The organism is Hydrogenophaga sp., assembly GCF_051858985.1.
Taxonomy (GTDB): Bacteria; Pseudomonadota; Gammaproteobacteria; order Burkholderiales; family Burkholderiaceae_C; genus Hydrogenophaga.
In genome coordinates this window covers 665937-684177 of record NZ_JBHYGM010000001.1, presented here as the reverse complement: position 1 = coordinate 684177, position 18241 = coordinate 665937, and the positions used below count along the sequence as shown (strand labels likewise).

Annotated in this window: 17 protein-coding genes; 12 read left to right on the top strand and 5 right to left on the bottom strand. The window is 65.6% G+C overall.

The features are described 5' to 3' along the window. Positions 1 to 13: 13 nt before the first annotated feature. Both ACTIEY_RS03305 and ACTIEY_RS03300 read right to left on the bottom strand, forming a co-directional pair. Entirely contained in the window at positions 14 to 2122 is a 2109-nt protein-coding gene (locus ACTIEY_RS03305) for a sensor histidine kinase (RefSeq protein WP_439517671.1), read from the bottom strand. Continuing rightward, the gene (locus tag ACTIEY_RS03300) at positions 2119 to 3504 is read right to left on the bottom strand and encodes a sigma-54-dependent transcriptional regulator (RefSeq protein WP_439517670.1); all 1386 of its coding nucleotides are present in this window, start codon (positions 3502 to 3504) and stop codon (positions 2119 to 2121) included. The genes ACTIEY_RS03305 and ACTIEY_RS03300 overlap by 4 nt, the downstream gene beginning before the upstream one ends. Before the next feature lie 441 nt (positions 3505 to 3945). Between ACTIEY_RS03300 and ACTIEY_RS03295 the strand changes: the two genes are divergently transcribed. The 10 genes from ACTIEY_RS03295 to ACTIEY_RS03250 all read left to right on the top strand — a co-directional run bounded on the left by ACTIEY_RS03295 (position 3946) and on the right by ACTIEY_RS03250 (position 14320). Beyond that, the gene (locus tag ACTIEY_RS03295) at positions 3946 to 4179 is read left to right on the top strand and encodes a formate dehydrogenase (RefSeq protein ID WP_439517669.1); all 234 of its coding nucleotides are present in this window, start codon (positions 3946 to 3948) and stop codon (positions 4177 to 4179) included. Between the two features lie 16 nt (positions 4180 to 4195). Beyond that, entirely contained in the window at positions 4196 to 7162 is a 2967-nt protein-coding gene (locus ACTIEY_RS03290; RefSeq protein ID WP_439517668.1) for a formate dehydrogenase subunit alpha, read from the top strand. A 10-nt stretch (positions 7163 to 7172) separates the two neighbouring features. After that, positions 7173 to 7775, top strand: a complete 603-nt coding sequence (gene fdh3B, locus ACTIEY_RS03285) for a formate dehydrogenase FDH3 subunit beta (protein ID WP_439517667.1) — start codon at positions 7173 to 7175, stop codon at positions 7773 to 7775. Next, on the top strand, positions 7772 to 8014 hold the full coding sequence (locus ACTIEY_RS03280; protein ID WP_439517666.1) for a hypothetical protein: 243 nt from the start codon (positions 7772 to 7774) through the stop codon (positions 8012 to 8014). Before fdh3B ends, ACTIEY_RS03280 begins: the two co-directional genes overlap by 4 nt. Positions 8015 to 8059: 45 nt before the next feature. Beyond that, a complete protein-coding gene (locus ACTIEY_RS03275; protein WP_439518261.1) occupies positions 8060 to 9253 on the top strand; it encodes a formate dehydrogenase subunit gamma in 1194 nt (397 codons plus the stop codon). A gap of 34 nt (positions 9254 to 9287) precedes the next feature. Continuing rightward, complete coding sequence (locus ACTIEY_RS03270; RefSeq protein ID WP_439517665.1) at positions 9288 to 9674, top strand: hypothetical protein; 387 nt, start codon at positions 9288 to 9290, stop codon at positions 9672 to 9674. A gap of 92 nt (positions 9675 to 9766) precedes the next feature. Further along, positions 9767 to 10627: a formate dehydrogenase accessory sulfurtransferase FdhD gene (locus ACTIEY_RS03265; protein WP_439517664.1), complete on the top strand. Its 861-nt coding sequence runs from the start codon at positions 9767 to 9769 to the stop codon at positions 10625 to 10627. 54 nt (positions 10628 to 10681) lie between these two features. Continuing rightward, positions 10682 to 11314, top strand: coding sequence for a uracil phosphoribosyltransferase (upp, locus tag ACTIEY_RS03260; protein ID WP_439517663.1), 633 nt, complete (start codon positions 10682 to 10684; stop codon positions 11312 to 11314). A gap of 34 nt (positions 11315 to 11348) precedes the next feature. After that, on the top strand, positions 11349 to 13904 hold the full coding sequence (locus tag ACTIEY_RS03255) for an ABC transporter permease (protein WP_439517662.1): 2556 nt from the start codon (positions 11349 to 11351) through the stop codon (positions 13902 to 13904). Continuing rightward, positions 13901 to 14320 (top strand): group II truncated hemoglobin, encoded by a 420-nt coding sequence (locus ACTIEY_RS03250; RefSeq protein WP_439517661.1) that lies wholly within the window; start codon positions 13901 to 13903, stop codon positions 14318 to 14320. The genes ACTIEY_RS03255 and ACTIEY_RS03250 overlap by 4 nt, the downstream gene beginning before the upstream one ends. A gap of 7 nt (positions 14321 to 14327) precedes the next feature. On the opposite strand, the gene ACTIEY_RS03245 is transcribed toward ACTIEY_RS03250, so the two are convergent. The 3 genes from ACTIEY_RS03245 to ACTIEY_RS03235 all read right to left on the bottom strand — a co-directional run bounded on the left by ACTIEY_RS03245 (position 14328) and on the right by ACTIEY_RS03235 (position 16400). After that, complete coding sequence (locus ACTIEY_RS03245; protein WP_439517660.1) at positions 14328 to 14585, bottom strand: hypothetical protein; 258 nt, start codon at positions 14583 to 14585, stop codon at positions 14328 to 14330. Positions 14586 to 14655: 70 nt separating this feature from the next. Next, positions 14656 to 15663: a TRAP transporter substrate-binding protein gene (locus ACTIEY_RS03240; RefSeq protein WP_439517659.1), complete on the bottom strand. Its 1008-nt coding sequence runs from the start codon at positions 15661 to 15663 to the stop codon at positions 14656 to 14658. 56 nt (positions 15664 to 15719) lie between these two features. Then, complete coding sequence (locus tag ACTIEY_RS03235; RefSeq protein WP_439517658.1) at positions 15720 to 16400, bottom strand: hypothetical protein; 681 nt, start codon at positions 16398 to 16400, stop codon at positions 15720 to 15722. Positions 16401 to 16515: 115 nt separating this feature from the next. On the opposite strand from ACTIEY_RS03235, the gene ACTIEY_RS03230 reads away from it, so the two are divergent. Both ACTIEY_RS03230 and ACTIEY_RS03225 read left to right on the top strand, forming a co-directional pair. After that, positions 16516 to 17358: an IclR family transcriptional regulator gene (locus ACTIEY_RS03230; RefSeq protein WP_439517657.1), complete on the top strand. Its 843-nt coding sequence runs from the start codon at positions 16516 to 16518 to the stop codon at positions 17356 to 17358. Beyond that, a complete protein-coding gene (locus ACTIEY_RS03225) occupies positions 17355 to 18239 on the top strand; it encodes an SMP-30/gluconolactonase/LRE family protein (protein WP_439517656.1) in 885 nt (294 codons plus the stop codon). Before ACTIEY_RS03230 ends, ACTIEY_RS03225 begins: the two co-directional genes overlap by 4 nt. Positions 18240 to 18241: the final 2 nt, after the last annotated feature.

Sequence of the window (18241 nt, the reverse complement as noted above, 5' to 3'; positions counted from 1 at the left end):
AGGGGCGCGCCCCTCAAAGTGCGCCAGGTCGCCCGTCCCCGGTGGGTGTCGCCTCCGGCGCCCGAGGCTCGGTCAGCATCCTCACCGTGAACGAAGCCCCTGAAACCTCCGAACGGTTGTCGGCGCTGATGGCGCCGCCGTAGCGCTCCACCAGCCCCTGACTGATCCACAGGCCCAGGCCATTGCCATCGTTCTTGGTCGTGAAGAAAGGGCGGAACAGTCGCTCGCGCACTTCCGGCGAAAGACCGGCGCCACTGTCCTGCACGACAAGGAGTGCACCGCTCGCCTCACCACCTTCTGTGCCTTCAGGCCACCAGTCCCGCGTCAGCAGACGCAGCGCTCCCCCCTGCGGCATCGCCTGTATCGCGTTGATCAGCAAATTGATGATGACCTGCTGCAGTTCCTGCCGGTTGCAGCCCACGCGGCGTGTCGCCTTGAGGTCGCGCTCCACCGCAATGCTGGTCTGCGCCAGCAGGTGGCCCACCAGCACAAGGCAATCTTCCAGGGTGCGGTTCAGGTCCAGCGCTTCCACGTAGCCTGCGTACTCGGTCGGTCGGGCGTACTGCAGCAACTGCGTCACGATGATGCGCATGCGCTCCACCTGTTCGTCCAGCAGCTTCAACTCGGACCGCACCGGCGCACCCGCCTCGCCGAGTGTTTCGCGCATGAGGTCCAGGTTGCCCTGCATCACCGCGATGGGGTTGTTGATCTCGTGCGCAATGCTCGCCGTGAGCTGGCCGATGGCGGCAAGCTTCTCGCTCTTCACCAGCTGCTGCTGCGCCAGTTGCAGCGACGCGTTGCTCGCCTCCAGCTCCTGCGTGCGCTCGGCCACCTTGTGGTCCAGCTCCTGGCCCCAGCGTTGCAGGGCGGCCGTCTTGTCGTCAATCACGTCCAGCAACTGGTCCAGGTGTCCCGCCAGTGCGCCCAGTTCGTCGCGCGCTGGTAGAGGACCCACGCGCGCCTGCGGCCGGCCTTCTTCCACCAGCTGCATGGTGCTGTTCATGCGTTCCACCGGCTGGAAGATGCTGCGCGCCCATCGCAGCGAGAACCAGGCTGAGAGCGCCATCACCACCAGAAAGATGAGGCCCATGGCCGCAAGCATGGCGTAGCGCACCAGGCGGAACGGTGCTTCGAGGTAGCCCACATACAGCATGCCGATGCGTTGCTCGCGCGCGTCCAGCAGGGGCTCGTAGGCCGAGACGTACCAGTCGTTGACCACGAACGCGCGGTCCAGCCAGGTCTGGCCCTGGCCCAGCACGGCGTCGCGCACCGTTTGCGACACGCGCGTGCCGATCGCGCGCTGGTCCTGGAAAAGGCGCACGTTCGTGGTGATGCGCACGTCGTCCATGAACAGCGTGGCCGTGCCCTGGCTGCCGAACGGCAGAGAATCTTCCGGGTACACGATGCGGTTGATGTGGTCGATGAAGTCCAGGTTCTGGTTGAGCAGCAGCCCGCCCGCCAGCACGGCGATGGTTCGGCCGTTGGCATCCAGCACGGCATGCGTGGACAGCATCACCATGGCGCGGTGCTCGGCCTCGCGCGTGGCGGGCGCGGCGTTGCGCGTGGCCACCAGGGGAATGCGCAGTCGCGGCATCAGGTGCGGTGCCAGGGCCTCGAGGTCGTCCGGCTCCAGCACCAGCAGGCGCGCAGCGCGTGTGCTGGCACCACCAGCCAGCGCCGCCGGCATCGGCGCAACAGGTGCGCGGGCATCGCCCGTGCTCAGGCCGGCAGGCACGGCGCGCGCCAGCGGTCGGCCTTGCGGGTCGTAGAGCAGCAGGAAGTCCAGGCCCAGGCGCTCGCGAGCGAGGGCGAGCTGCTCGTTCAGGCCGGCAGGGAAGGCAGCCGGCGACGCAGGGCGCAGCGCTGAATACAAGGCCTGCGACGCGGCCACGCCCTGCGTGCCGGAGCCCACCTCGCCCAGAACCTGCTCGAAATAGCCGTGCGCCACCGCCAGGTCGCTGCGCACCTTGGTGATGAGCAGCCGGTCGTAGGCCGCGTTGCCCCACAGCGCCAGCGCCAGCACCAGCAGCGGGAAGGCCACCAGCAAAGGCAGCAGCGCCATGGCCAGCAGCTTGTTGCGGACCGAGCCCGCGAGCCAGCCGGGCGCGCGCCAGAAAGTCACACGCTGTTCCACTCGGCCACGCGGCGTTCGAGCGTGCGGCGCGACACGCCGAGCAACTGCGCCGCACGCGTCTTGTCGCCGTGCACCGAATCCAGCACGTTGAGGATGTGCATCTTCTCCATCGTGTGCAGGTCGGTGGGCAGCGCGGGCGCTGCGCCGCTCTCGGCCACCGGCTTCACGCCCGGGTACAGCGCCGACACGTTCAGGCTGCCGAGGATGAGTGAGCGCTCGATCAGGTTGCGCAACTCGCGCACGTTGCCTGGCCAGTCGTACTGGCGCAGAAAATCCATCTCCTGCTCGCTGATGGTCAGTGGCTCCACCCCGAGCGAGGGCGCGAGCTGGGCGATGAAGTGCGCCACCAGTTCGGCAATGTCCTCCTTGTGATCGCGCAGCGGTGGCAGCGTGAGGTCGACCACCTGCAGGCGGAAGAACAAGTCCTTGCGGAAACGGCCGGCGGCCACTTCCTCGCTGAGCTGGCGGTTGGTGGCGGCGACGATGCGCAGGTTCAAGGGCACGAGCTGTTCGCTGCCCACGGGTCGGATCTTCAGGTCCTCGATCGCGCGCAGCAGCGTGGCCTGGATCGACAGCGGCAGTTCGGCGATTTCGTCCAGGAACAGCGTGCCGCCTTGCGCGTAGTGGAAGAGACCATCGCGCGCACGCGTGGCGCCGCTGAAGGCGCCCTTGGCGTGGCCGAAGAGCTCGCTTTCGATCAGCTCGGGCGACACCGCCGCGCAGTTCACTGGAACGAACGGCCCGCTGGCGCGGCTGCTCAGGGCGTGAAGTTCGCGCGCCACGAGTTCCTTGCCCGTGCCCGACTCGCCCTGCAGCAGCACGGTGCTGTTCACCGGCGCCACGCGCGCGATCGACTGGCCCAGGCGCTGCATGGCCTGCGACGAGCCCACCAGCGCGCTGCGCCCGGGCGTGCTGATGACCGCCCGGCGCAGCACGAAGTTCTCGCGCCGAAGTCGCGAACGTTCGTAGCAATGCTTCACCGCGTTCAGGATCTGAGGCACCCGGAAGGGCTTGAGGATGAAGTCGGACGCGCCGGCGCGCAGCGCCTCGATGGCGGTGTCGAGATCGGCAAAGGCGGTGATCAGGATCACCTCGCCATTGAAGCCCTGCTCGCGCAGTTCCTTGAGCCAGGTGACGCCGCTCTTGCCGGGCAGGGAGATGTCCAGGATGACCAGGTCGACGTGGTGGCCTCGCAGCCATTGCGCGCCGTCTTCAGCACTGCTCGCGCTCATCACGAAGTGGCAACGGGGGGCCAGCGTCTTGACCAGGAAGTTGAGCATGCCCTGCTCGTCGTCGACCACCAGGATCGACCAGTCGGGCCAGCCTTCGAGGCTCTTTTCGGGGGATGGGGGGTATAGGGTGGGCTCCACCCGCTGGCATTCTACGGAGGAGGCCTACCAAATCACTTGGGTATTGGGCGAAATCCCACGGTCGAGCGGGTACTTGGCTGAATTTGGCGGGCGGGAACGCTGCGACAACTTGTCGCACGCAGCGTGACAGGCTGGCGCCGCCCTCGAAGCAATGGCCGTGCTTCACAGGGTTATCCCTTGCCGCAGGGCCCTCGCACGAGGGTAGATGAATACCAAAGCAACCACCTGAACCGCTCGCTCGCGATGGCACGCTTCTGGCTATGAATTCGGGAGCGCCCAAGCATGCTGCGCTGCGGCATTGCGCGATGAGAATGGCTCTCATCTCCCGGGTGCGCAGGGGGCGTGTAACCGCTTGCACCGTCTGTGTGCGCGGGTTAGATTCCACGTATGCAAAAGGTCCGCACGTTGTGTGGCGGGCTGGTGTTCAACCAGGAGACATGCATGTCCAAGTCCCCACGATCCACGCCCGAAGAAGGCCGTCCGAACCTCCAGCGCCGCACCCTGTTTGCCGGCGCATCCACCGTGGGAGCCCTGGCCGCTGCGGCCACGCTGCTGCCCCGGGTGGCGCCTGAGGAGTCCGCCGTCGCGGCCGAGCCCAAGCCGGCCCCCACGAAGGGCGGGGGCTACAGCCTCAGCGATCACGTGAAGCAGTACTACCAGACCACCCGCATCTGAGCGCACAGGAGGCCCCATGTTGTTGACCAAGAAATCCTCCAGCGTCGGCGCTTCTGCGTCGCGCAGCCCTTCGGGCTTCGTACACAAGCTCCAGCGCGGCCTGTCTTCCGCGCTGCCCACCATGGACCGGCGTGGCTTCCTGCGCCGCTCCGGCCTGGGCGTTGGCGTGGGCCTGGCGGCCACGCAGCTCACGCTGGTGAAAAAGGCGAAAGCCGCCGAAGGCAAGTCCATCGACGGCACCGGCAAGATCGAGGTCAAGCGCACGATCTGCAGCCACTGCTCGGTGGGGTGTGCAACCGATGCCATCGTGGAGAACGGCGTCTGGGTGCGCCAGGAACCGGTGTTCGATTCGCCCATCAACCTCGGCGCCCATTGCGCCAAGGGAGCCGCCCTGCGTGAGCACGGCCACGGTGAGTACCGCCTGCGCTATCCCATGAAGCTAGTGAACGGCAAATACCAGCGCATCAGCTGGGACGTGGCGCTCAACGAAATCACCGCGAAGATGAAGGAACTGCGCGAGGCCAGCGGCCCCGACTCGGTGTACTTCATTGGCTCGTCCAAGCACAGTAACGAACAGGCGTACCTCATGCGCAAGTTCGTGAGCTTCTGGGGCACCAACAACACCGACCACCAGGCTCGCATCTGCCACTCCACCACGGTGGCCGGCGTGGCAAACACCTGGGGCTACGGCGCCATGACCAATTCGTACAACGACATGCAGAACAGCAAGTGTGCGTTGTACATCGGCTCCAACGCCGCCGAGGCGCACCCGGTTTCCATGCTGCACATGCTGCACGCCAAGGAAACTGGCTGCAAGATGATCGTGGTGGATCCCCGCTTCACGCGCACGGCGGCCAAGGCCGACGAGTTCGTGCGCATCCGTTCCGGCTCCGACATTCCGTTCCTGTTCGGCCTGCTGCATCACATCTTCAAGAACGGCTGGGAAGACAAGCAATACATCAACGACCGCGTATACGGCATGGAAGCCGTCAAGGCCGACGTGATGGCCAAGTGGACACCGGACAAGGTGGAAGAAGCCTGCGGTGTTGGTGAAGCACAGATGGCCAAGGTCGCAGAGATGATGGCCAAGAACCGACCGTCCACGTTGGTGTGGTGCATGGGTCAGACCCAACACTCGATCGGCAACGCCATGGTTCGTGCGTCTTGCATCGTGCAGTTGGCCCTGGGCAACGTGGGCAAAAGCGGCGGTGGCGCGAACATTTTTCGCGGCCACGACAACGTGCAGGGTGCTACAGACGTCGGTCCGAATCCCGATTCGCTGCCCGGTTACTACGGCCTGGCTGCCGGTTCCTGGAAGCACTTCGCCAACGTATGGGGCGTGGACTACGAGTGGATCAAGAAACAGTATGCCGAGGGCATGATGGAGAAGCCGGGCATCACGGTCTCTCGCTGGATCGACGGCGTGCTGGAAAACAACGAACTCATCGACCAGGGGCCGAACCTGCGCGGCGTGTTCTATTGGGGCCATGCGCCGAACTCGCAGACGCGTGGCCTGGAAATGAAACGTGCCATGGACAAGCTGGACCTGCTGGTCGTGGTGGACCCGTACCCATCGGCCACCGCGTCGATGGCCGCCATGCCCGGCAAGCCGGAAGACCTGAATCCCAACCGCGCGGTGTACCTGCTGCCGGCGGCCACGCAGTTCGAAACCAGCGGCTCGGTCACGGCCTCCAACCGATCGCTGCAATGGCGGGAGAAAGTCATCGAGCCGCTGTGGGAGAGCCGCAGCGACCACATGATCATGCACCAGTTCGCTGAAAAGCTCGGCTTCGCAACCGAGCTCAGCAAGAACTACAAGATGCAAAAGGTCAAGGGGCTGGATGAGCCCGTGCCCGAGGATATCCTGCGCGAGATCAACAAGTCCGTCTGGACCATCGGCTACACGGGCCAGAGCCCGGAGCGCCTCAAGGCCCACATGCGCAACATGAACGCCTTTGATGTGAAGACGCTCAAAGTCAAGGGCAAAGTGATCGACAAGGAATCCGGCTACGACATGACCGGTGACTACTTCGGATTGCCTTGGCCCTGTTTCGGCACCCCCCAGATCAAGCACCCCGGATCACCCAACCTCTATGACACTTCCAAGCACGTCATGGATGGCGGTGGCAACTTCCGCGCGAACTTCGGTGTGGAGCGCGAAGGTCAAAACCTGCTGGCAGAAGATGGTTCCCATTCGGTGGGCGCCGAAATCACGACCGGCTATCCGGAGTTCGACCACATACTGCTCAAGAAACTGGGCTGGTGGGCCGACCTTTCAGAGGCTGAACAGAAGGCGGCCGAGGGGAGAAACTGGAAGACCGACCCGACCGGTGCGATCATTCGCGTGTCCATGGCGCACGGCTGCCACCCGTTCGGCAACGCCAAGGCGCGCGCTGTGGTTTGGAACTTTCCGGATGCCGTGCCGCAGCACCGCGAGCCGATCTACGGCACGCGCCCGGACCTGGTCGCCAAGTACCCCAGCCACGACGATCAGAAGACCCGCTGGCGCCTTCCCATCCTCTACAAATCGCTGCAGGCCAAGAACGTGGCCGACAAGATGCACGAGAAATACCCGCTCATCATGACCTCGGGCCGCTTGGTCGAGTACGAAGGCGGTGGCGAGGAAACGCGCTCCAACCCTTGGCTGGCCGAGCTGCAGCAGGAAATGTTCGTCGAGATCAACCCGCAGACGGCCGCAGCGCGCGGTGTGCGCAATGGGGAGCGGGTATGGGTGAACACCCCGACCGGCGCGCGCCTCAACGTGCAAGCCCTGGTGACGGAACGTGTGGGACCGGACACGGTGTGGCTGCCGTTCCACTTCTCCGGCCGCTGGCAGGGGCAGGACATGAAGCCCTATTACCCCGATGGCGCGTTCCCCGTAGTGCGCGGCGAAGCCGTCAACACCGGCACGACATACGGCTACGACATCGTGACGATGATGCAGGAAACCAAAACGACGATCTGCAACGTCGAGAAGGCTTGAGGAGCACAACATGGCACGAATGAAATTCATCTGTGACGCCGAGCGCTGCATCGAATGCAACGGCTGCGTCACCGCTTGCAAGAACGAACACGAAGTCCCCTGGGGCGTGAACCGCCGCCGCGTGGTCACGCTCAACGACGGCGTGCCCGGCGAGAAATCCATCTCGGTGGCCTGCATGCACTGCAGCGACGCGCCCTGCATGGCGGTCTGCCCGGTCAACTGCTTCTACCGCACCGACGAAGGCGTGGTGCTGCACGACAAGGACGTGTGCATCGGCTGCGGCTACTGCTCGTACGCCTGCCCGTTCGGCGCGCCTCAGTTCCCTTCGCAGGGCACCTTCGGCGTTCGCGGCAAGATGGACAAGTGCACCTTCTGTGCCGGCGGCCCCGAGGCCCACGGCAGCCAGAACGAGTTCGAGAAGTACGGCCGCAACCGCCTGGCCGAAGGCAAGCTGCCCGCCTGCGCCGAGATGTGTTCGACCAAGGCGCTGCTCGCCGGCGATGGCGACGTGGTGGCCGACATCTTCCGCAACCGGGTGCTTCAGCGCGGCAAGGGCGCTGAAGTCTGGGGCTGGGGCACCGCCTACGGCAGCGCACAAGGGACCAAGTCATGATCCAACGCCTCTTCATCCTCAGCGTGACCGCGCTGGCGCTCAGCGCCTGCGGCGACAAGCCCCAGGAAATGAACAACGCTGGCGTCAAGCAGGACGGCGCACCCTACCAGGGTGTGGGCAGCAGCCAGTATGTGAACACCGGCTGGAAGCCCGGCGACAAGACGAGCTGGGAGCAGCAGCTGAAATCGCGCGCCCAGTACGGACAGAACGACTACACCCGCATGGGCAACAGCAAGTAAGGCCGAACCATGTCCACTTCGTTGTTGACACGTGGCCTGCGCCGCATGGCATCGCCGGTCTTCTGGTCGGCCACCGTGCTGGCGCTCAGCGCCGGCTGGGCCAGCGCCCAGGCCCTGAAGGTGGAGCCCGCGCAGGAAGACCCGGCGCCCGCAGCGACGCAGCCGGCCCAGCAGGGCGGCATTCGCAGCGCCAACATCTTCGAGATCGGGCCGGACGCCAGCACCGACCCCAAGTACGGCGAGCAGAACAACGCCGAGCGCGGCAAGGTCCAGCCCGGCAACAACGCGCCGATGTGGCGTGACGTGGGCAAAGGCGTGACGGGCACCACCAGCCTGCCGTACCTCGAAGCCGGCAACCTCATCCAGCCGGTGGTTCAATACCCCGGTTCCCGCATGACGAGCGCGGGCGAGGCCTGGCGCCAGGTGCGCAACAACTGGATCATTCCCTACGGCGGATCGCTGCTGCTGATCGTGATGGTCGCCATCGCCTTGTTCTACTTCGCCAAGGGCGCCATCGATGTGCATGGCCAGCCAACCGGCCGCGTCATCGAGCGTTTCACCTACCTGGAACGCGCCGCGCACTGGCTCAACGCCATTGCCTTCGTGGCACTGGCCATCTCCGGCATCATCATGGCGTTCGGCAAGTTCTTTCTGCTGCCTATCATGGGCAGCACGCTGTTCGGCTGGCTCACCTATGCGCTGAAGAACCTGCACAACTTCGCCGGACCGCTGTTCGCCGTCTCGCTGGTCATCATCATCGTCACCTTCATCAAGGACAACCTTCCGGCCAAGGGCGACCTCACCTGGCTGCTCAAGGGCGGCGGTATGCTCAGCGGCCAGGAAGTGCCCTCGCACCGTTTCAACGCTGGTGAGAAGGTGGTGTTCTGGGCAGGTGTGTTCCTGTTCGGCCTGATCGTGGTGGGCTCCGGCCTGTTCCTCGACAAGCTGGTGCCAGCGGTGGAATACACCCGCGGCAACATGCAGTGGGCCCACATGATCCACGCCACCGCTGCGGTGCTCATGATGTGCCTTTTCATGGGCCACATCTACCTGGGCACCATCGGCATGAAGGGCGCCTACACGGCCATGAGAACGGGCTATGTGGACGAGACCTGGGCCAAGGAGCACCACCAGCTCTGGTACGACGACATCAAGGCCGGCAAGATCCCGGCGCAACGCAGCAGTGGTCCGGTGAATGCGCAAGATGCCGCCGACGCCACGCGCGCCGTCAAGGCCTGACGCTTCCTGAACAAAAGAGACAAGGACAATCTCCATGAAACGCAGCCTTTTGTGCCTCTCCCTGCTGCTGGCATTCGCCGCCCACGCCAAGCTGCCCGCGCCCCCGCCACTCACCGAGGAAGCCAAAGCCAAGGCCGCAGAGACCGCTGCCCGCACCGCCTGGGCTTCCAAGGTCGACGCCTACAAGCTCTGCGCGGCGATGGACAAGGCGGCGAGCAATTATTTCAAGACCGCTGCGTCCACCGGCAAGACCGTGAGCCCGGCGGTGCCGGCACCTCCCTGTGCAGACCCTGGGCCTTTTGCGTACTCGCCCCCCAAGCCAATCGAAGCCGCTGGCGCGCACTCCCCGGCGGAAACGTCCAAAGGCCCTCCCAACACCAACATCCCCGCTGCCGTGACGTTGCCCACTCCCAAGAAGTGAGCCGGTCGAACAAGGCCGGATAAACCCAGCGGGGGCCTTGCCAGGGCCGCACCTTCGGGTGGCGGCCTTTTTCATGCGGTAGTCTTCGTTTCATGCCTTTTCCCGAACTCACCCAGGCCCGTGCGCCGCTGACCCGCGAAGTCGAGGTCATGAATCAGCATGGCCAGCGCGAGACCGTGTTCATCCCGGCCGAACGCGACCTGACCGTGTACGTGGACAAGCGAGAACTCGTGACGCTCATGACGCTCGGCGCGCACCCCGAATGGCTGGTGCTGGGTTACCTGCTCAACCAGCGGTTGATTGCGTCGGTGGACCAGATCGAATCCGTCACGGTGGACTGGGATGTGAATGCCGCTTCGGTGAAGACCCGCCACGGCATCGACCAGATCGAGGAGCGCACGTCGAAGCGCGTGGTGACCACCGGCTGTGGCCAGGGCAGTGTGTTCGGCAACCTCATGGACGAGATCGACAGCATCCGTCTGCCGCCCGAAGCCAGTTTGAAGCAGTCGCAGCTCTACGCCATCGTCAACGCGATCCGGCTCAAGGAGAGCACCTACAAGTCGGCCGGCTCGGTGCACGCCTGTGCGCTGTTCTGCGGCGAAGACCTGCAGTTGTTCGTGGAAGACGTGGGTCGCCACAACGCGGTGGACACGATCGCCGGCTGGATGTCGCTGCAGCCCGCCCTGCCGCCGGGCGAAAAGATCTTCTACACCACCGGCCGCCTCACCAGCGAGATGGTGATCAAGTCGGCCCAGATGGGCGTGGCGGTGGTGGTTTCGCGCAGCGGTATCACGCAGATGGGGCTGGACGTGGCCCAGCGCGTGGGCCTGTGTGCGATCGGCCGTGCGACCAACAAGCACTTCCTTTGCTACGCGAATCCGCAGCGGCTGGTGCTGGATGCCGTGCCGCCGGCGCCGCCAGTGACCCGCGAGCGCGCTGCCAGCCCCTCCTGAGGCGCCGAAAATCCCGGCGGGCATAAACTCGGTGTCCCTTCACCGAGATGCCCCATGAGCCGAGACGTCCACGTCATCAACCACCCGCTGGTGCAGCACAAGCTCACCTTGATGCGCCGCAAGGACACCAGCACCAAGAATTTCCGCGAACTCGTGCAGGAGCTCAGTGCGCTGCTGGCCTATGAACTCACGCGCGAGATGCCCATGCAAGAGATCGAGATCGAGACCCCGCTGGAGAAAATGACGTCGCGCGTGATCGATGGCAAGAAGATCGTGCTGGCGTCCATCCTGCGCGCCGGCAATGGCTTTCTCGACGGCATGCTGCAGGTCATCCCCGGCGCTCGCGTGGGCCACATCGGCCTGTACCGCGACCCGGCCACGCTGCAGGCGGTGGAGTACTACTTCAAGATGCCGCAGGACATGCACGAGCGAGACGTCATCGTGCTCGACCCGATGCTGGCCACCGGCAACTCGGCGGTGGCCGCGGTGGATCGCCTGAAGAAGACCGGCCCGCGCTCGATCCGGTTCGTCTGCCTGGTTACCTGTCCGCAAGGTCTCAAGACGTTCCACGATGCGCACCCCGACGTCCCGGTCTACACCCCTGCGGTGGATCGCGGCCTGAACGAGCACGGCTACATCGTGCCCGGCCTCGGTGATGCTGGCGACCGCATCTTCGGTACCAAGTGAACCAGATCGAGCGGCGCCGCTCCAACCGCACACCATGACAAAGCCCATCGTCTCGCTGCCCATCCGCTTCTGGACCCTGGGCTGGTCCTCCCTGGTGCGCGACTGGCGCGCCGGCGAATTGCGGCTGCTCATGCTCGCGGTGACGCTCGCGGTGGCGGCACTCACGGCGGTGGGCTTCTTCGCCGACCGTCTCCAGGGCGGGCTGTCCCGCGACGCGCGTGCCTTGATTGGCGGCGATGTGGTGATCAGCAGCGACAACACGCCGCCACCTGCCTTCGAACAGCAGGCGCGCGACCTGGGCCTGACGGTGGTGCAGACCCTGGGCTTTCCCACCATGGGCCGTGCGCGCGAGGAAGAGGGCGGCGCGGCGCGGCTCGTCGCGCTGAAATCCGTGGGGGACGGTTATCCGCTGCGAGGCACCCTGCGCGTGGCCGAGTCGCCCACCGGCGCGGATGCGCCCACCCGGGAGATTCCCGCCCCCGGCACGGCCTGGGTGGACGCCGCGCTGCTGGTCTCCCTGAACCTGCAGGTGGGGCAGCCCCTGCTGCTGGGCGATTCGTCGCTCACCATCGGCCGCATCATCGTGGTTGAGCCCGATCGGGGCGCCGGCTTCATGTCCTTTGCGCCGCGCGTGATGATCAACAACGCGGACCTGCCCGCCACGGGCCTGGTGCAACCCGCCAGCCGCCTCAATTACCGCCTCGCGGTGGTGGGCGACGAAGCGCGGGTGGCCCGCTACAACCAGTGGGCACAGGCCGAGCTGGCCAAGCCCGGTGTCCGCGGCATCCGGCTCGAGTCGCTCGAAGGCGGTCGGCCCGAGATGCAGCAAACGCTGGAGCGCGCCGAGAAGTTCCTCAATCTCGTTGCCCTCCTGGCTGCGCTGCTGTGTGCGGTGGCCGTGGCCATTGCGGCGCGCGGATTCGCGCAGCGGCACCTGGACGATTGCGCCATGCTGCGCGTGCTCGGCCTGTCGCAAGGCACCATGGCGCGCGCCTACACGCTGGAGTTTGCGCTGGTCGGCCTGCTGGCCAGTGCGCTGGGCGTGGCCATCGGCTATGCGGTGCACCATGTGTTCGTGGTGCTGCTCGCCGGACTGGTGGAGGCCAGCCTGCCGCCGCCCGGCATCACACCCGTGCTCCTGGGTCTGGGCATGGGCCTCACGCTCATGATGGCATTTGGTCTTCCACCGGTGCTGCAGCTGGCCAAGGTGCCACCCCTGCGCGTGATCCGCCGCGATGTGGGTCAGCTCAAGCCCGCCACGCTGGCGGTGCTGGCGCTGGGCATGGCCGGCTTTGCCGCGTTGCTGCTGGCGGCCAGCCGCGACCTGCTGCTTGGTGGCATCGCGGTGGGTGGCTTTGCGGCGGCGGTGCTGCTGTTTGCCGTGGCCAGCTATGTGGCCGTGCGCCTGTTGCGTGCCAGCGTCAACGAAGCCACGGCACCGCGCGCGCTCGTCATGGCCACACGCCAGCTTTCCGCCCGCCCGGCCTACGCGGTGGTACAGATCAGTGCGCTGTCGGTCGGACTGCTGGCGCTGGTGCTGCTGGTGCTGCTGCGCACCGACCTCATTTCGAGCTGGCGCAACGCCACACCGCCCGACGCTCCCAACCGTTTCGTGATCAACGTGCAGCCCGAGCAGGGCGAGGCCTTCCAGCAGACCCTGCGCAGCGCGGGCGTGGAGCGCTTTGACTGGTACCCCATGATCCGAGGACGTCTGGTCAGCATCAATGGCGCGGCGGTCAAGCCGGAGGATTACCCCGACGACAGGGCCGCGCGACTGGTGGACCGCGAGTTCAATCTTTCCAACACCGCGACGCTGCCCGACAACAATCCAGTGGTGGCGGGTCGATGGACCGACAACGAAGCCGACGCCCTGAGCGTGGAGGCCGGACTCGCCGAGACGCTGGGCCTGAAGCTCGGCGATCGGTTGGGTTTCGACATCGGAGGGCAGTTGACCGAAGGCCGGATCACGAGCCTGCGTGAGGTCGACTGGGCCTCGATGCGGGTGAATTTCTTCGTGGTGTTCCCGGTGGCCAACGTGCCCGATGTGCCGGTGAGCTTCATCAGCGCGTTTCGCGCGCCCGACGGCGCGAGTGCCGCCGGCGCCAGCTTCGACAACGCCCTGGTGCGCCAGTTTCCCAATATCACCAACGTCGACATGAGCCAGACCATCGCACAGGTGCAGCGCGTGCTCGGGCAGGTGATCAGTGCGGTGGAGTTCCTGTTCGCCTTCACGCTCGCTGCCGGCCTGGTGGTGCTGCTGGCCGCCATCACCGCCACCCGCGGCGAGCGTGAGCGCGAATTCGCCATCCTGCGTGCGGTCGGCGCGGGTTCGAAACTGCTGCGCCAGGTGCAGCGCATCGAGCTGCTGGGTGTTGGACTGCTCGCCGGCTTCCTCGCCTCCGTGGTGGCGGTGGCGGTGGGCTGGGCGCTGGCCCGCTTCGTATTTGAGTTTGCCTGGACCGCCTCTCCCTGGGTACCGCTGGGTGGGGCCATCGCGGGTGCGGTGCTTGCCCTCATGGCGGGCTGGTGGGGTTTGCGCAGCGTGCTGCGCACGCCCGTGGTCGAGACCCTGCGCAAGGCGGCGGCATGAACATCCCGATCCACAAGCCGCAGGAACCCACGCGTTTCGACACCCCGTTCGAATGGATCGGTGGCGAGGACAAGGTGCGCGCGCTGGTCGATCGCTTCTACGACCTCATGGACATCGAACCCGGCTACCGGGAACTGCGCGCCGCGCACGGCAGCACACTGGACAACGCGCGCCAACGGCTGTTCTGGTTCCTGTGTGGCTGGATGGGTGGCCCGCAGCACTACACCGAGCAATTCGGCCACCCGCGCCTGCGCATGCGCCACATGCCGTTTGCCATCGGCATCGTTGAGCGCGACCAGTGGCTGGCCTGCATGGACCAGGCGATGGGCGAAACCGGTGTGGATGCGGGTTTGCGCGAGCGCTTGCGCACCAGCTTCTTCCAGACCGCAGACTGGATGCGCAACACCCCGGCTTGAGGGCGGCTCAGAGCGAGCCGAAGTCGGTGTCGCTCGGTGCGTGCGCCGCGCCCATGTACAGCTTGAGCGTGGGTGCCTCGCCGTCGTGCTCCCACACACGTCCCTGGATGGTGAACTGGCGCCCCTGGAAGCGGACCACGTCACCGCGAACCGGCGGTACGGAATGCCCGTTCCAGAACTGGGGCACTGTGACCGACGACCGCCGGATCCAGGACTGGTCGTCGGCCGTGAAAACAAACACCACGCGCAGGGTGGACAGGCTCATGTGGGTTCCTCAAGCGGGCCACCGTGGCCGCATGAGGGATGAGCTTATCGCAGCCTGGCCCACCCGCGTGTTACTTGATGCTGGCGCGCACCTTTTCGATCTCCGTACGGTAGATCGTGACGATCGCCTGATCGTAGGAGGCCGCAAACTTGTCCGCCACCGGCTTGGTCAGGTCGCGCATCTTTGCCAGCGTGGCCGGTGGCACGTCGTTGATCAGCATGCCTTTGGCCTCGAGTTCCTTGCGCGCACTCCCTGCCGCTTCCCGGCTGAGCTTCTTCTGGAATTCACCGGCTTCCACCGCCGCTTCACGCACGATCTTCTGCTCGTCGGGCGTGAGTCGATCCCAGGTGCGCTTGCTGATCACCACGGGGTTGGCGGTGTAGACGTGGTTGGTCACGCTGAGGTATTTCTGGACCTCATTGAACTTGCTGGTGAGCACCACGGAGAAAGGATTCTCCTGCGCGTCCATCGCCTTGGATTCGAGCGCGCCGTACAGCTCCGGGAACGGCATGGGAACGGGGTTGGCGCCCAGTGCGCCGAAGCTCTCAAGGAACATGGGGTTGGGAATCACGCGCAGCTTGAGCCCCTTGAGGTCTTCCACGTTCACGATCGGCTTGCGGCTGTTGGTGAAATTCCGAAAGCCGGTTTCCCAGAAAGCCAGCCCCACCATGCCGCGGTCGGCCAGCTTGGCGCCCAGCGCCTGCCCGAATGGGCCTGCCACCAGCGCATCCACCTGCTCCGCCTTGGTGAAGGAGAACGGGATGTCCAGCAGCGTGTACTCCTTGATGACACCCCCCATGATGGTGGCCGAGGGCAGGGTCATGTCCTGAACGCCGCCCTGCACGGCACTCAACTGCTGGGCTTCACCGCCCACCGTGCCGCCGCCAAGCTCCTGCACCTTGATCTTGCCGCCGGTCTTGGCGGAGACGATCTCACCGAACTTCTGCACTCCCAGCGAGATGGGGTGACCAGGCTGCACCACGTGCCCGAAACGGATGATCCGCTCCTGGGACTGCGCCTGGGCGCCTGCAACGACTGCCGCCAGCGTGGCGGCCAGCATCCAATGACGAACCTTCATGACTTGTCTCCTGGTTGGTGAAAATGGCCCATGGGCCGCAATGAAATCCGTGCGCGTCAGGTGACGTCTGCCCTTGCCGCGGAATGGCAGAGCTCGTGGAGTTCGCCCAGCGCGCCGCCATCAGCCCCCAGCGCCTGGAGGGCCGTCGCTGAAAATTCGGTGGTCTGCACGGTGCGCAGCGCATCCAGGTCGTAGCCCACGATCACCAGCACCCAGTCCGCCACGCGGTCGCTGCCACGAATCTGCTGCTCGCGCGTGGTGGCAATCGGGGGCGTCTCGTGGCGCAACAGGTGCGCACCCACCAGGCCTGGCTGCGCGGCAAGCGTGTTCAGACGATCCGAGAGAGCGACCTGCAGACGCGCGTGCGAGTCGGGCCCGGGCGACAGGCGAATGGTGAGCGCATGCCTGGCCACTGCGCCGCCTGCAGACGCCAGCACACGGCACTGGCTGCGCACCATGTTGCGGTGGTGCGGCATCATCCGGGTGGACCACGGCGTGGGTGCGTTCAGCCGCTCCAGGTAGGCAGCCGACTGGACCACACCGTAGTCGTCAAGCTCGTACATCTGGAAGATGCCTTCACCGCCGGTGGCACTGGCCCAGCGGGTGCCGCGGCGAAAACCGGGGATGGCCATGCGTTCCGGGAAGTGTTCGTGCGAATGCCAGTGCTCGAACTCTGAGCGCTGGTCGGCGGCCATGTCCCACCACATGGCGAGCGCTGCATTTCCTAGAAGAGACATTGCCTGCCGACCTTTGTTCGTTGCGTTTCAAGGTGGCGAATGCTGCCATAAAGTTGAATGTCGTTCAATAAAAATATACCATTCAAAAAATGAACGATTTCAACAAAGGCAGGTCATGAGTGGCGCACTTGAAAAGTCCCTGTCCATCCTCGAGTACCTGACCGAATACCCCGACGGCGTGGGCCTCGCCCAGATTGCGACCGAGCTCAACCAGTTGCGCAGCGGCTGCCATCGCACGCTGCAGGAACTCATCAAATTCGGCTACGTGCGGCAGTTGCCCGTGCGCGGCGAATATGCGCTGACGACCAAGATGGCCTCGATGGGCCTGAGCTTTCTCGGCAAGTCCGGCGTCGTGGACATCGCTCAACCCGTGATCAGCCGGCTGGCCGCCGCCACCGAGGAACTCGTTCGCCTGGCCATCGTCGATGGCGAACGCCTGACCCTGGTGGCGAAGGCGCAAGGTGCGAAGTCCGGCTTGCTGTACGACCCCGACATGGGCATTGACCTCCGCCTGTCCTGCAGCGCGGCAGGACAGGCCTGGCTCATGACACTGCCCGAAGATGTCGCGATCGAATACGTGACGCGTCAGGGCCTGGGCCTTCCCAAGCATTACGGCCCCAACGCGCCGACCAGCGTACGGGCTTTCCTCAAGACGCTGGACGAGCACCGCAAGCGCGGCTTCAGCATCATCCAGGACGCCTATGCCCCGGGCATGAGTTCGATGGCTGCGCCCATCCACAAAGGAGAGGAAGCAACGTCGGGCGTGATCGTCATCGCCGGGCCCACCATGCGGCTGGGCTTGAAGCGGATGCTGCAGTTCGGACCTGCCTTGCTGCGAGCCGCCGAGGAACTCGCGCTGGCGTCGAACGCCTCGCCGCTGCTGAAGTCGGCAAATGTGGGAACCTGGGGCAACGTCGCCGAAAAGGCTTCCACCGGCCGCGCGGTGGCCCGCCGATGAGCCCGGTCTGCGCGGTCCCGGGTCAGGACCTCCTGGGAGAGACGCCCTTGTGGTGCGACCAGACGCAGTCCCTGCTGTGGCTGGACATCGACGGGGGAAAGCTGCAGCGCTTCCACCCGGCGACTGGCCGGCACGACGTCTTTGGCTTTGATGCGCGTTTCGTGGGCTGCCTGGCCCTGACCCGGCGGGCAAACTGCGTGCTGCTCGCGCTCGATCTCGCTCTGTACCTGTTCGACATGGGGACCGGCTCGCTGCGGTTGGTGTGCCAGGTCGAACCCGCAGAGAACGACAACCGGCTCAACGACGGACGTTGTGACGCCGCGGGAAATTTCTGGGTGGGCACGATGGACAACCAGTTGCACCGGCCCCAGGGCGCCTTCTACCGCGTGGACCCACAGGGACAGGCGCATCACCTGTTCGGCGACGTGATCGTCTCCAACACCGTGGCGTTTTCGCCTGCGCAGGACCGGCTTTATTTTTCCGACACGCGGCGCCATGTCACCTGGCAGTTCGACATGGACCCCAAGGTTGGTGTGTTGTCGAACCGGCGGGTGTTCGTGGACCACAGCGGGCCGCGCGACCGGCCGGACGGCGCTTGCGTGGACGCCGAGGGTTTCGTCTGGAACGCGATCTTCGCGGGTGCTCGCGTGGTCCGCTACACGCCATCGGGCACGGTCGACCGCGTGATCGAACTCCCCGTCACGAACCCCACCTGCGTCTGCCTGGGCGGCCCTGACCTGCGCACCTTGTACATCACCACGGCACGCAAGTTCCTCAGCCGCACGCAACTCCGCGCCGAACCGCTGGCGGGCAGCGTGCTGGCCGTACAGGTCGATGTGCCTGGCCTGCCGGAGCACCGCTATCCGGTCGGTTCGGCCTGAGC